Consider the following 14,349-nt stretch of genomic DNA (forward strand, 5'->3'; position numbering starts at 1 on the left):
AAGTATCGTTTTTATTTCAAATACTTTAGATACTCCATTAAAAATAGCTAAATCAGCAATTGCACTACCGAGTCTCATTTCATTAAATATCACTGAATCTCTATCCCTAATCTGCTTTATCAAACTCTGATTTAGAAATTCATTTTTTACAATATATTCGTTTTGATAATTCTTTTGAAGTTTTTTATACTCTTCTTTGAATATTTTTAAATATGTACTCCCTCTTTTTTTATCTATTAAATCATATTTCATTAATTTTTTATTAATTGAACCAAAGTCATTTTTCAACAATCGAAGTATTTCACTTCTTGTGAAAATTGTTGATAAATCTCTAAGCTGATTAATATCTGTAGACATTTGAATTCCCGAACAACTGAATATTTTTTTCACGCATACCATTATTTACCTTAAACATCAAGCCTGCTGATCTAGCAATTATATCGTATATACTATAAATATAATAATAAATAGACTAGCTGGTTTTAATGTAGTAAAGCTACATACTATGATTTAGTCAATATGCTACTCACATAAGCAACTTTACTCAGATATCACAGCTATCTATAACTTACACAATTTATTCAAGAATCGTCTAAATGTTCAATTCTAACGCCCCTTAAACTCAGCCTCACGTCTCTCAACCATCGCCATCACACCTTCTTTTGCATCTTCTGAATGAAACAGCGGCGGCAGATAACTATGGATATTGGCCAATGCAGTCGCTGCCCCATTACGGCTGGCATCTTGCGCAGAAGACAATGCCCCTCTCACACCCAAAGGCGCAGCTTTACAGATCTCTTGCGCCAACGTCAATGCACGCTCATATTCAGACCCATTTGCTACTACTTCGCTGACCAAATTCAGCCTATCAGCCGTTTGCGCATCAAATGCTTTGCCCGTGAGTAGATACGGCATGGCTTTTTGCCAGCCAGCAGCGGCTACAAAACGAACCGTCGCACCGCCAAATGGCATGATACCGCGCTGGACTTCCATTTGTGCAAAGTTGCAGTTGTCACTGGCGATGACCACATCACTATTGAGCATCAGCTCGATAGCCACCGTAAAGCAAGTGCCTTTGACCGCTACGACCACAGGTTTGGTGCGCAGTTTTCCACCGATGCCCCACGGGTCGATTTGATCATCATTAAACTCAAACACGCCATCGCTTAGCTTGTCTTGCAGCTCTACCAAATCCAGTCCAGCGGTAAAGTGATCACCATGCGCAAATATCAATGCACAGCGTAAATTGTCATCTTGCTCGTAGCGTGTCATCGCATCAGACAGTTGGGCAATCATATGACTGTCAAAGGCGTTGCGTTTATTGGCGCGATTGAGCCCGACAAGGCAAACATGGCCTTGCGTGTTATAAGTGATGCGGTTTTCTGTGGCGTTGCTGTCCGTAGTCATGGTGCTGTCCTTGTTGAAATAATCATTGTTATATAATGAGTGGTTATATAATAGGTTGTCATACAATAGGTATAGTCGAATCTCGGTACTTCATTCGTAGAAATTTGTCGATAAACCCACTTTTAATATAGACACCCTCGCGCGATAACACAAGCAATAGAACTGACTCGAATAAAGCATAAATCGATAAAATTTGACCTCATTTGCGATAAGTGCAACTATGATGCAGGTCTAGGTATTGTTTAGAGTATTTTATGGAATTTTGGCACGGCTTTTTACTCATCACCAGCGTTCATCTATTGGCTGCAGCCTCACCTGGTCCTGATTTTGTCTTGGTATCACAGCAGACGTTGGCGAAAGGTCGACGCACAGGCTTGATCTGTAGTCTCGGTATCACCTTGGGTCTTGCCGTACATATTATCTATTCGGTATTGGGACTGGCGACGGTCATCGCGCATTCGCAGCCGCTACTGACAGCTATCAAATGGTTGGGCGGTGGTTATCTGATTTATCTTGGTTGGCAGGGCATCCAAGCCAAGCCCAAAAAGCCATCAACGCCAATTGAGGACATAGCCTCAAACTCTGATACTTCACAAGAGAAGTTTATCAATCAAACTGCACTGTCCGATAACCCTACTTCCCTTCAAAAATCATCTAATGATACAGAATCAACGTTTGCCACCATGCGCCGTGGCTTTTTTTGCAATGTATTCAATCCAAAAGCGCCCGTATATTTCGTCGCTATATTCACGCTCGTATTGTCACCTGACATACCGCTGTGGCAATTGGCTATTTATGGCGTATGGATGATGGTCTTACAGATGGCTTGGTTCAGTACCGTCGTGATGCTGCTTTCTATCCCTGCGATTCATCGCCGCTTTCAGCGTTTTGAACATTGGATAGACCGCGTATTGGGTACAGCGATGATAGTATTGGGATTAAATCTGATTTTACGTAGTCGATAAGACATTCGTTACTCGTGAAATCTGCTAAAATGGTCGATTATATTCAAACATCAAAGCCACACACTATGACCCGTATTCCAGCAAATAGTACACACAGAAACAGATCGCCGGCGACCGCCAAAAAACTCGGTCAGCTACATCCGCGTAACCCACATCAGGGTCGCTATGACTTTGCTGTATTGACTCGCGCGTTGCCTGAGCTTGCCAAGCATACGATTACCAACCCTAAAGGCGAGCCGACGATTAATTTCTCGGATCACCAAGCCGTACGTGTCCTCAATCAGGCACTACTGGCCCATTATTATGGCGTGAAGTTTTGGGACATTCCAGAAGGCTATTTGTGCCCACCTATCCCAGGACGCGCTGATTATATTCACTATATTGCGGACTTGCTGGCGCAGACCACTCATGTGAATGCGGATAACACACCGCCGACAGGTAAAGAAATCCACGCTTTAGATATTGGAACGGGTGCCAGTGCCATCTATCCAATTATTGGTAGCCAGAGCTATGGTTGGCGCTTTACTGCTAGCGATATTGATCCAATTTCGGTCAATACCGCTGCACTTATTTGCGATGCCAACCCAAAGCTAAAAGGTGCCGTAAAAGTAAAACTGCAAACCAATCCTAAGCATATGTTCGCAGGCATCATCGGTCGTCAAGACTACTTCGATGTGGTGGTCTGTAACCCTCCATTCCATGCCTCATTAGAAGAAGCGATGGAATCTAACAGCCGCAAGCAGCATAATTTGCAAAGACATCGCGGCAAAAATGAAAACGAGCAAATAAGCCGTAGCTCAACGAAGACAGGTAATGCTGCACAAAACCTAAACTTCGGTGGTCAGCATAAAGAGCTATGGAGTGAAGGTGGCGAGATTGCCTTTTTGACCAAAATGGCAAAAGAGAGCCAAGATTTTGCAGAGCATGTTGGTTGGTTTACGACACTAGTCTCAAAATCTGAAAACGTGAAACCATTACAGTTATTATTAAAGCAACTTGATGTCGCCCAAATGCGTATTATCGAGATGAGTCAGGGTCAAAAGAGCACCCGTGTACTGGCTTGGCGTTTTGATACAGACGAAGAATAACCGTTAGAAGCTTATCTATTTAAGTTTCACGTGAAACAAAAAAGCACCGCTCTAAATTTTAGAGCGGTGCTTTTTATTGAGAATAATAAATTTGGAAAACAACTGATAGTCAAAGAAATCTAAAATAGATACAAGGCAGCCGACTGCAGATAGTACAATTCGTACATCTAAGGAGGGTAACGCCGTAGCAATTTAGTCATTCTTTGACTATATTAACTAAAAAACATTACCTTTAGCCCAATCAAAATAAGCACCAACCCACCTAATGCTTCTGCTTTATCTTCTAACCACGTACCAGATCGCCAGCCCAAATAAACACCAAACAAGCTAAATCCAGCAGTGATTAACGCTATTATTAAACAGGCTAACCATGCATTTAGTTCTAACAGATTAAGTGTAAATCCTGCCGCCATCGCATCAATACTCGTCGCGATGGCGAGCGTAAACATAGTGCGATGATTGACAGTTTTATGGCCATGATGAACCACCGACATTGCTTCACTATCTGCATTTATAGCGTCGCCGTTTGTGTGAAGCGCACTGTCGACAGCATCTTCTTCATCTGCAGTAAATACTTCGTAAAGCATCTTTCCACCGAGAGCGATAAGAATAATACCCCCAATCCAAGGGGCAGCCGCTGCCAACCAACCCAATAGCGCTGCACCTAATAAGTAGCCTATAAGCGGCATTACGCCCTGTGCGATTCCAAAATACAAAGCCGCATAAATGGCCAAACGCAGCACATACTGGTGACTTTGTTTTTGTGATTTAGCGCCTAGCCCGATCGCAACAGCGAACGCATCCATGGCTAGCGCAATAGCAAGTAATACGACTTCAATCATTCACACGTTCCCAAAAACTACGTTTTTTACCATGCATTTTGGTTAATACTGCGTCATATTCTTCATGCATAATAAGACCAGCATAACCAATATCGTCTTTTGCAAGAGTGACATCTAATTGCATCAATTTTTTATAATATTTCGCTGCATGACCGTAAGCTTTGCTGCGGCCACTGCCTAAGATATCGTCTAATAAACTGCGATAAATAATCACTTGTAATGGATAACAAGCCTCTGGTAATGCTTTAAGCATTTCCGTCAAGGTTGTGTAATGCACATCAGCAAACTCTGCATGACGAGCAACTGCTACCTGATTTGCTAATGCTATCTCACCTATCTCTAATAACAATGATACCGCCAGAGACACATTTTCTTGCTTATCAGCCAATTCATAAGCCCTTTTTCGCCACTGAGCTTGCTGAGCAGGACTGGCCACTGACATGATAGCTTTTAGCCGTGCAGGAGAAGACTGTAGCTCAAACGCCTCGCCGAGCACTTCGATGAGCGCGTCGGTATTTTTTTGCATGTGATATAGATGACTCAACCAATCTAAGCGTCTGATCTTATCCAACAAGCCATCACTTTGCCACTCTCCATTTAAGTAGTGTAGCGCCTTATCAAAAGCCCTTTTATCTAGCAAGAATGTTAGCAACTCTTCTAACCTTCGAGGATGAACGGGTCTAGTCTCTTGCATCTCAAAAAAGAGCGTTTCAAAAAAATCCACATCACCTAGCGCCCTTGCTAGACTTTTTATGGCTATCTCAATCACCATTTTTTCATATTTTATTGAAAAAACATCATCGTGCAGAGGACTATTTTGACGCTCACTGAGCGTCTCTTCATTTGCCTTTTTTGTTTGAACATTCTCACGCGCTTGTTGATAATCAGCGATCAATCCACGTATCTCAGGCTCAGACAACAGCTGATGAATGTTTTCTAATAAATTATCCTTAGTACCATAATCATTATCGTCCGCCAATGCTTTTACTTTCTTTACCCAAGCATGACTGAGTATATCGCGCTCATCAATAGGTATGTCCTGCTTTTCTTGCTCATAGCAAGTGCTAGCCACTGTCAGCCAAGACGAGGTTAACTTTCTATACACGTCACCAATATAATTGTTCGAATCATCAGCACGTTCTAAGCTAGCATTAGTAGATTCTATAAATAACTCAAGTAACGCCAAGCACTCTTGCGGTTGCTCAGGATATAAACTCATCACATCACTGGCTAAATGCTGTAGCTCAGTAGAAAATTCGCTAGACTCCCAGTAGTCAACGAACTTTCTTCTTCTTTTGAGTCCTTTGATTGACGTGGTTAATTTTTTTATGAGTTTAGGCTTATCAGATTGTAATAGCAGACGCTCAATTTTTTTATCCAACATTTTGTCTACACCATACACATCAGCGACAAAATCAACTAAGGCTGCTTTTGATAGTTGTGATAAATACTTCTTTTGCTCTGTGTTTAGCATAATACCCCCTTCACTATTTTACTTTTTATGTTTCACATGAAACACAAAAAAGTCACCCTGCTAGCAGGATGACTTTATAGAATAAATAGGCTGATTTCAAATATTAAATATCTAGATTAGAAACGGTCAACGCATTCTCTTCGATGAAGATACGGCGCGGCTCAACATGATCACCCATTAGGCAAGTGAACATATGATCAGCAGCGATAGCATCTTCGATGGTGACACGTAGCATGCGACGGTTTTCAGGATCCATCGTTGTGTCCCATAGCTGATCGGCATTCATCTCGCCCAGCCCTTTATAGCGCTGGATTGCTAGACCACGACGTGCATCAACCATCATTTGTTGCCAGAGATAATCGAAGTCGCGTACTGGGATATCTTTCGTCGTACCAGCAGTTGCTTCACGGCGAATAAAGGCATCACTTTCAAGCAACGTGTTCCATTCAGCAGACAAGCGCAACAGCTTGCTGTACTCGCCCGAATTGATGAAACTGACATCCAGTAGGTAATGATGTGCCAACTGATGCACATAGACCGTGATACGTGGTAGCCACTGTGCTTTGGTAGATAACGCTTCACCATCGATGGTTTCTTCAGCGACTACTTCTGGTTTCATACCCAATAGATCAGCCGCTGCCGCATCCATATTTTTTGGCTGAGGCGCATGGATATTAATCAGTTCAATCTCAGGACTTAGATCGCTACCGAAATGGTCAAGTTTCGTCTGCATCGCCACTTTCCAATCCTGCATGGCAGACTTATCATAAGTCATGTCAGTGCTGAGCTTTGGTGTATGCGTCAATGCGTCCAAAATCACTGCTGGAAAACGTATCTGCAAGCGTGCTTTAATCAGCTGCGTTTGGTTATAGTCATTCAGTAGTGTTTCAAGCGCTTGACCAGTGATCGCAGGCGCATCAGCACTGATATGTAGCTTGGTATTGTCAATCGTCGACGACAATAGATACGCTTTAAGCGCCTCATCGTCCTTTAGGTATAGCTCTTGACGACCTTTTTTGACTTTGTATAGCGGCGGCTGAGCGATATAAACATAACCACGCTCGATTAATTCAGGCGTTTGACGGAAGAAGAAAGTCAACAGCAACGTACGAATGTGCGACCCATCAACATCGGCATCGGTCATAATGATGATTTTGTGATAGCGTACTTTGTCAGGATTATATTCATCAGGGCCAATGCCACAGCCAAGCGCCGTAATCAGGTTGCCTACTTCCGCAGAAGATAACATTTTGTCAAAACGAGCACGCTCAACGTTCAGGATTTTACCTTTTAGCGGCAAAATAGCTTGGGTTTTACGGCTACGGCCTTGTTTGGCTGAACCACCTGCAGAGTCACCCTCCACAATATAGAGTTCTGACAGTACAGGATCTTTTTCTTGGCAATCAGCCAGCTTACCTGGCAAGCCTGCGATATCCAAAGTGGTCTTGCGACGTGTCATCTCACGTGCTTTACGTGCCGCATCACGAGCGCGGGCTGCATCGATAATCTTGTTGGCAATGGCTTTACCAGCACTTGGGTTCTCTAGTAGATAGTCATTGAACTTATCGTGCATCGCTGACTCAACAGCCGATTTTACCTCGCTTGAGACGAGCTTGTCTTTGGTCTGGCTTGAGAATTTTGGATCTGGCACTTTCACAGAGACAATGGCGGTCAAACCTTCACGGGCATCATCGCCTGTTGCGACCACTTTTTCTTTTTTGAATAAATTTTCACGATCCATATAGCTATTTAGACCGCGCGTTAGGGCTGAGCGGAAGCCTGATAGATGCGTCCCACCATCACGCTGCGGGATATTGTTGGTGAAGCACAATACTTTTTCGTTATAGGTATCTGTCCACTGTAGCGCTACTTCGACACTGATGCCGTCATCTTGCTCACTGGTAAAGTGGAACACTTCATTGACGCCGTCTTTGCCTGCATTGATATAGCTGACAAACTCTAACAAGCCGCCTTTGTGCTCAAACTCATGACGCTTATCGATGCGTTCATCAGTCAATACAATGCGCACACCTGAGTTAAGGAATGATAGCTCACGCAAACGTTTGGCTAAAATATCGTACTCAAAGACGGTTCCCGTAAACACATCGCTACTTGGATAAAAGCGAATTTGCGTACCTGTTTTGTTCGTTGGCTCCATCTGCTGAATATCAGCATCAGGCACACCATCGGTATAGGTTTGATGGTAGTGATAGCCTTCGCGCCAGATATTCATCTCAAGCTTTTTAGACAGTGCGTTAACGACTGAGACACCGACACCGTGCAGTCCACCTGACACTTTATAGCTGTTGTCATCGAACTTACCACCGGCATGCAAGACGGTCATGATCACCTGCGCCGCTGACACACCCTCTTCTGGATGGATATCAACTGGCACACCGCGTCCATTGTCCATGACACTCACGGACTCATCTTCGTGGATAATAATATCGATCTGATCACAATGACCCGCGAGTGCCTCATCGATAGAGTTATCCACCACCTCAAAGACCATATGATGTAAGCCCGTACCATCATCAGTATCGCCGATGTACATGCCAGGGCGTACGCGTACCGCTTCTAACCCGCGCAATACACGAATATCCTTGGAGCTATAATCAGAAGGTAAACTTTCAGGAACCACCGCTGGTGCCGTAGTTTCAGCAATGCTGTCTGACGTCAGTTGCTCGTGGTCGGTAGGTAATGAATCACTCATGTGCATTCCTTAATCTAGCCATAATCAGCCGTTTGTTATTAGCGCACCACTACGATGACGCCTCATAACGTTATTTTAGACTTAACTTTTATAGTCAAAACCTTTGATAAACATTACCAGCTAAAATACGATTAGCTAAAAATTCTTGAGCGTTGATAGCCACTTAAAAAGAGATTCAAGTCAGCGCTTTATTTTTCTAACATCGGCTTCTTTTTTTTAAACATTATCAAAACCAATAAAGCAAACAAAACATATATTTATCAAATACTTAGAAATTCATAGGCCATAAAAAATGCCTAAATAACGTCATCAAACAACTTGCTGAGAACAGGACAAAAATAAAGCCTAATTTTAGCATTTTTTTGCCTCTAAGTCACTGTTTACTGAGCGTTTTATGCCCACAAAACCAGCCTTTAGAGATAGTGGATATTATGAAAATAGAATGGATGAATGGAAGTAACGTCGAAGTAATGAGGAAAGCAGAAAAACCATCATGCAAAAAATCGTTATGGAGTGATAAAGGTCTGGCCTTGTTTCACATGAAACAGTTTGGGTTTTGGCCACAAGCGATGGATTAGAGGCACAATATCCTCTGTCAGACTGGTCATAAATACCTGACACGGTAGCTGTGACAAAGTCGATAATAAAATCTCTATCGCCCTATCATCAAGCTCTGCCGTGATATCGTCTAGTAGTACCACAGGGGTTGCTCTCGAGGTTAAGTCGTCATTAAATGAAGCACAGTTCTCATTATTATTGAGCAGTAATGGCAGTTGTGACAAGCGCAGTGCCGTGATTAATAGTTTTTTTTCACCGCGAGATAGGACATTGGCGGCTTGCTCTTTTAGCGTCGGCAGTTTGGTTTTAGTACCTTGCTCTGAATATGCGGTACTGATTCCTACAGTCTGGTCATCTATGACCTCATCAGAGCGCCAATGCACATGAATATCAGCACGATGATTGCCTATACGGGTATATCCCAATTGCAAATCCTGCTCCAACCGCTCATTAAGCTGCACATCAAGTGCTGTATTCGTATCATAGCCAGCGTTATAACTTAAGCTCAACTGTTCTGCATAAGATGGCAGCAGCTGCATAATACTCTCGGCAAAATACGACTGCCACTCAGTAAATACTCGCTCACGATAATGATGAATCAACGCTGCATGATTACTCAGCCCTTTATCCCATGATTTTAGCTCAGCCAACTGAACATGAGTCAAATTCCGAGTGGTTTTTAGTAAACTATTGCGCTGTTTTAATAGACGTTGATAAGCCATCCATTGTGGATGAAAGCCCTGTTTCATGTGAAACACTAGCCAATCCAGCAGCTGGCGACGGCTCGCACTGCCCTGCTCTAACATGTCCATCGTTGAAGGATCTATCAGTAACGTAGGGAGCTGTTCCGTTAGAATGCTTTGATTGTAGACAGTGGTTTGATTGAGGCGCAGAATGGTGGTGGCATCTGCTTGCTTTTGAATGGCCAAAGTACGGCTATCATTAAGCCTAGCGTATACAGTGGTGCTGTCTTTATGATGCTGAATATAGCGCTTGGGCTGGTGATGACGGAAGCTCTTGCCTCTGGATAGCAAAAATATCGCTTCGAGTAAGGATGTTTTTCCACTACCGTTCGCACCGATAATGACGTTGCAAGCAGCAGGCTCTAAGCTAATTTGAGTGAGATTTCTCAGATGTGATATTTGTAGACGTTCAATCATAATATCGATAGCCGTCCATTAAAGCCTGCTATTTTAGCAGGCAAAAGTCCAATAAAAAACCAATTTTTGATGTTGAAAATAAAGCGTTCTGAAATGTGTTATTGAGGGTCAATGCTGTGTCTTTTTAAAGGAAAACACACTATATACGCATTGGCATAATGACATACTGATGGAACTCATCATTCAGCTGGTTAACCAATACGGATGCATTTGATTGGCTCATATGCATTTGCAAATCACCTTGAATAACGCCCAATACATCTTGTAAATAAGCCGCGTTAAACGACAGCTCCATTGGCTCACCTTGATACTTGGCTTGTATCATTTCCACCGCTTCGTCTTGCTCAGCATTATTGGCGCGTACTTCTACCATGCCATCACTGGCAAAATTAAAGACCACACCGCGAGATTTTTCATTACTCAAAATCGCGACACGACGTAGCACATCGGTCATTTTTTCTTGACTGAACAATGCCAACTTATCAGTATTGCTTGGCATGACACGGCGATAATCAGGGAATTTTCCATCAATCAAACGCGCGGTAAATGTCACCATCAAGCTTTGGTTGACCTGCCCTGCGCTATCAACGTCACCGAACGGTAAGCTGACTTGCAAAAACTCACGACCAAAACTCAAGGTAACTGGATTGTCTTGATCACCCATCATCTTGCCAAGCTCAGAAGCCAAACGCTCAAGCTCAATGACAGCTTTGCGTGGCAAAATAGCCTGCATATTGAGATCAGCACTCACATCAATAACACTACGCGCCAAGGCCAATCGATGTCCATCAGTTGCAACCGTCGTCAATTGCTGCTGTGAGACATCAAATAGCATGCCAGTTAGATAATAACGGACATCCTGAATCGCCATCGCAAACTGGGTCTTGTGGATCAAATCGATAAGACGATTGCGACTGATGGTCAATGGCGTGATATTTTCGGGATTACCCAAGCTTGGATAGTCTTCGGCTGGCAATGTACCTAATGTAAAACGACTTTTGCCACTGGTTAGTAAACAACGCTCATTGGCTTGAGTTGCCAGATTAACTTGTGCCTGTGCAGGTAGTGACTTACAAATATCTTTTAGTTTGGTGGCAGGTAGCGTCGTAGTACCTGCTTCAACACAAGCACCAACAGGCAATTTCAATGTCGATGTCAGCTCTACTTCCAAATCTGAAGCTGTCAATATAAGCTCAGACTCTGACAACTGTAGCTTAATATTACCCAATATAACCATATTGTGACGTTTATCAGCGGCTTTGGCGATCAAGTTGATAGCTTTCAGTAACGATTCTCGATTGATCGATAATTGCATGCTTAGTTACTCTTATTTAAATGATTTTTTATAAAAATTTGATGTAATGGCTTAATAATACCTTGTCTGCTAACTATAATCTACAGAGCATCTGTGCGCTTATAGGTTCAGTATTATAAACCATATCTACCGACTAAAATATAGTGATAACAACCGCTTCTAACCCGCCTGTAGCATCAAAGCCAGCGTCTTATAGTCCTTGTCAAACGCAGGATCTGCCGCCCTCAACTCGTTTACTTTATCGCAAGCATGCATCACCGTTGTGTGGTCACGTCCACCGAACGATTGGCCAATCTCAGGGAAGCTATCCCCAGTCAATTCACGTGATAGTGCCATCGCAATTTGACGAGGTCTGGCGATGCTGCGGGTGCGCTTACGACCCATCATATCTTTAATCGTGACATCGTAGTATTCGGCAACTACTTTACGAATATTATCCATATTAACGGCTTGTACGCGCATCGCAACGATGTCTTTTAGTGCGTATTGCACCATCTCAAGGGTAATCTGTGCACCTGTTAGATTGGCATTGGCGAACACTTGATTTAAAGCACCTTCTAAACGCCTGACATTAGACACCACATTTTGTGCAATAAATAGCGCACATTCTTTGGGCAATACCATACCGTAGGAGGCCGCTTTTTTCTGCAAAATTTGTACACGAGTATCAATTTCAGGTGGATCAACTGCTACGGTCAAACCCCAAGAGAATCTCGATCTAAAACGCTCGTCAAACTCAGTCATTTGCGATGGATGCCGATCAGAAGCCAAAATCAGCTGTTTATCACCACTGGTAAAATCTGCAAACAATGTTAAAAATTCATTACTACTTTTGGTCTTTCCAGCTAATACATGAATATCATCTACAATTAATAAATCTACTTTTTTGATTTTCTTTTTAAAATCTTCTATTTTATTATTTCTTAAAGAATAAACCAATTGATTTATAAATTTTTCAGAAGTGAAATAATAAAAGCTTTGATTATTTTTTAAATAGCGATGTGCTACAGAATGCATTAAATGCGTTTTTCCCAAACCAGAAGGCCCGTATATAAATAAAGGATTGTGGCGATTTTTTGATTGACGCTTACCAAGCTCGTAACAAGCCTTGTAGGCCAGATTGTTGGACTTACCAGTGACAAATGTCTCAAAAGTAAAATCTGGATTCAGATAACTTAGTGACTTTGTATCAACAGAATCGAGCAATTCTGCATGACGCGTATTGGCATCGATATCTGCTTTCGAGTTGTTATGATGGATAGATTCAAATTTGTGCTCAGACGGGGGAGGGGAGGCCTTATCCTCGGTGAACAATGAGCCCAATTGTGCTTGATTACTATCGCCTACATCACGACCAGCATTATCGACACGTACGATAACCTCTTCAATACTGCCTTGGCTGTGCTTAGCAACCAACTGCTGAATATCTTGTAGATGATTTTTTTTGATATACGTCACAAAATAATCATTAGGAGCAAGAATGATTAGAGTTTGCGCTTCCTGATGCGCTGATAAAGGCCTCAACCACATAGTGAAAACGTTATCTTTGACGTTATAACGCAAATCGTTTAGACATTTATCCCAAATATTTGCTGTGTCTATCATGAAAAATACTAACCCTATAATTTGAAATAATCGTTGTTTTTTAGCCGTATAACTTGTCACCCAATCATTAATATTGCCCGTGATTACTTACCTCAAAAATCGTATTGGTGAGATATGCGAAGCCACATATTAAGTAGGCGCTAATCTAACACAGATGGCCTGTGGATAAAACCTCATTTTTTGGGGATAAAGCTGTGGATAGTTTTGTTGATAACTTTAAATAGTGAGTTATCCATATTTAACCCACAGGTTATCCACAGGCTTACCCATAGCCTAATGTATTGACAGTAAACATAAAATTGAAGTTAACCACAGAAAAATAGGCTCCCAATAACAACAATACTTATATATATTAATTAATAATTATTATAGAGTTTGCAAAAAACTGTGGATAACTTCAAGAATTATTCATAATCAACTACGTAAACTACTGGCAAAAAACTGACTGACTGAATCGATAATAACGAGCACTCTCATAGTAAAAATCAAATCCCTAGAAACAAGCTAAATTAGTTTATTGACCAAAACTGTACTGAATGGTATAATCCTCCGTTATTACGAATTTAGTCCATTATTTTGATAGGTGAGTTATGAAACGTACATTCCAACCAAGCGTGATCAAACGTAAACGTACTCACGGTTTCCGTGCTCGTATGGCTACTAAAAAAGGCCGTCAGGTCTTAGCTCGTCGCCGCGCTAAAGGACGTCATCGTCTTACTGTATAATCAGTAGATTGCGATAAGCATGGCTAATAGTGCTTGTTGTGTTCTTATTGTTTATAGATTGCGATAGTCAATCATCACAACTGACACTTAGCCATATATTAAAAGCGCCCACATAGGCGCTTTTTTTGTCTCTATATTTTGCTATTATTTCTAATATCGTCATTTACTATCATACTAGGTTGTACTATGCACAATACTCTTTCAGCCACACCAGCAGCCAGTTTCGTTAAGGAGCAGCGCCTGCTGACTCCTGCAGCTTTCCGTGAGGTATTCGACGCGCCTGAGCGTAAGATTCATCAGAGCCATTTAATGGCATTCGTACGCACCAATGTCCATGAAAAGCCTCGGATTGGTATGGCTATTACTAAGCGAAAAGTACCTACTGCTGTCGCCCGAAATTTGATTAAACGCCACATACGTGAGCAATTTCGTACGACAGCTTTTAAAATGGAAAATAAAGACATTGTTTTTATTATTAAAAGATCTATAAAAGATAT

Annotated in this window: 11 protein-coding genes and 1 pseudogene; 4 read left to right on the forward strand and 8 right to left on the reverse strand. The window is 42.0% G+C overall.

Annotation, left to right across the window (positions count from 1 at the left end):
- Together QL982_RS12875 and QL982_RS12880 are read right to left on the reverse strand one after the other, a co-directional pair.
- Window positions 1–357, reverse strand: a pseudogene (locus QL982_RS12875) (hypothetical protein); the annotation flags it as partial.
- Window positions 358–606: 249 nt separating this feature from the next.
- Window positions 607–1,407, reverse strand: coding sequence for a crotonase/enoyl-CoA hydratase family protein (locus tag QL982_RS12880; RefSeq protein ID WP_290164767.1), 801 nt, complete (start codon window positions 1,405–1,407; stop codon window positions 607–609).
- 254 nt (window positions 1,408–1,661) lie between these two features.
- Between QL982_RS12880 and QL982_RS12885 the strand changes: the two genes are divergently transcribed.
- On the forward strand, window positions 1,662–2,372 hold the full coding sequence (locus QL982_RS12885) for a LysE family transporter (RefSeq protein ID WP_290164768.1): 711 nt from the start codon (window positions 1,662–1,664) through the stop codon (window positions 2,370–2,372).
- A 29-nt stretch (window positions 2,373–2,401) separates the two neighbouring features.
- Window positions 2,402–3,460, forward strand: a complete 1,059-nt coding sequence (rlmF, locus tag QL982_RS12890) for a 23S rRNA (adenine(1618)-N(6))-methyltransferase RlmF (RefSeq protein ID WP_290164777.1) — start codon at window positions 2,402–2,404, stop codon at window positions 3,458–3,460.
- Window positions 3,461–3,672: 212 nt separating this feature from the next.
- Here the strand turns inward: rlmF and QL982_RS12895 are convergent, their stop codons facing one another.
- The 6 genes from QL982_RS12895 to dnaA all read right to left on the reverse strand — a co-directional run bounded on the left by QL982_RS12895 (window position 3,673) and on the right by dnaA (window position 13,127).
- Window positions 3,673–4,302 (reverse strand): manganese efflux pump MntP family protein, encoded by a 630-nt coding sequence (locus tag QL982_RS12895; protein ID WP_290164769.1) that lies wholly within the window; start codon window positions 4,300–4,302, stop codon window positions 3,673–3,675.
- On the reverse strand, window positions 4,295–5,776 hold the full coding sequence (locus QL982_RS12900) for a DUF6880 family protein (RefSeq protein ID WP_290164771.1): 1,482 nt from the start codon (window positions 5,774–5,776) through the stop codon (window positions 4,295–4,297). Before QL982_RS12900 ends, QL982_RS12895 begins: the two co-directional genes overlap by 8 nt.
- Window positions 5,777–5,879: 103 nt before the next feature.
- Complete coding sequence (gyrB, locus tag QL982_RS12905; RefSeq protein WP_290190374.1) at window positions 5,880–8,489, reverse strand: DNA topoisomerase (ATP-hydrolyzing) subunit B; 2,610 nt, start codon at window positions 8,487–8,489, stop codon at window positions 5,880–5,882.
- 506 nt (window positions 8,490–8,995) lie between these two features.
- Entirely contained in the window at window positions 8,996–10,207 is a 1,212-nt protein-coding gene (gene recF, locus QL982_RS12910; RefSeq protein ID WP_290164773.1) for a DNA replication and repair protein RecF, read from the reverse strand.
- A 139-nt stretch (window positions 10,208–10,346) separates the two neighbouring features.
- A complete protein-coding gene (gene dnaN, locus QL982_RS12915) occupies window positions 10,347–11,522 on the reverse strand; it encodes a DNA polymerase III subunit beta (RefSeq protein ID WP_290164774.1) in 1,176 nt (391 codons plus the stop codon).
- 159 nt (window positions 11,523–11,681) lie between these two features.
- Entirely contained in the window at window positions 11,682–13,127 is a 1,446-nt protein-coding gene (gene dnaA / locus QL982_RS12920; RefSeq protein ID WP_290164775.1) for a chromosomal replication initiator protein DnaA, read from the reverse strand.
- A 590-nt stretch (window positions 13,128–13,717) separates the two neighbouring features.
- Here dnaA and rpmH point away from each other — a divergent pair.
- Window positions 13,718–13,852 (forward strand): 50S ribosomal protein L34, encoded by a 135-nt coding sequence (rpmH, locus tag QL982_RS12925; RefSeq protein WP_007394757.1) that lies wholly within the window; start codon window positions 13,718–13,720, stop codon window positions 13,850–13,852.
- Between the two features lie 186 nt (window positions 13,853–14,038).
- Window positions 14,039–14,349 (forward strand): ribonuclease P protein component (gene rnpA, locus QL982_RS12930; protein WP_290190375.1); only part of this gene is annotated, 311 nt, incomplete at its 3' end.

This window comes from Psychrobacter sp. 5A.1, from assembly GCF_030407455.1.
Classification (GTDB): Bacteria; Pseudomonadota; Gammaproteobacteria; order Pseudomonadales; family Moraxellaceae; genus Psychrobacter.

Bases quoted from the DNA above. Each gene is read 5' to 3' on its own strand.
- rlmF (WP_290164777.1), top strand. From the start codon at position 2,402: ATGGTCGATTATATTCAAACATCAAAGCCACACACTATGACCCGTATT.
- dnaA (WP_290164775.1), bottom strand. From the start codon at position 13,127: ATGATAGACACAGCAAATATTTGGGATAAATGTCTAAACGATTTGCGT.
- gyrB (WP_290190374.1), bottom strand. From the start codon at position 8,489: ATGAGTGATTCATTACCTACCGACCACGAGCAACTGACGTCAGACAGC.
- dnaN (WP_290164774.1), bottom strand. From the start codon at position 11,522: ATGCAATTATCGATCAATCGAGAATCGTTACTGAAAGCTATCAACTTG.
- QL982_RS12885 (WP_290164768.1), top strand. From the start codon at position 1,662: ATGGAATTTTGGCACGGCTTTTTACTCATCACCAGCGTTCATCTATTG.
- rpmH (WP_007394757.1), top strand. From the start codon at position 13,718: ATGAAACGTACATTCCAACCAAGCGTGATCAAACGTAAACGTACTCAC.
- QL982_RS12880 (WP_290164767.1), bottom strand. From the start codon at position 1,407: ATGACTACGGACAGCAACGCCACAGAAAACCGCATCACTTATAACACG.
- QL982_RS12895 (WP_290164769.1), bottom strand. From the start codon at position 4,302: ATGATTGAAGTCGTATTACTTGCTATTGCGCTAGCCATGGATGCGTTC.
- QL982_RS12900 (WP_290164771.1), bottom strand. From the start codon at position 5,776: ATGCTAAACACAGAGCAAAAGAAGTATTTATCACAACTATCAAAAGCA.
- recF (WP_290164773.1), bottom strand. From the start codon at position 10,207: ATGATTGAACGTCTACAAATATCACATCTGAGAAATCTCACTCAAATT.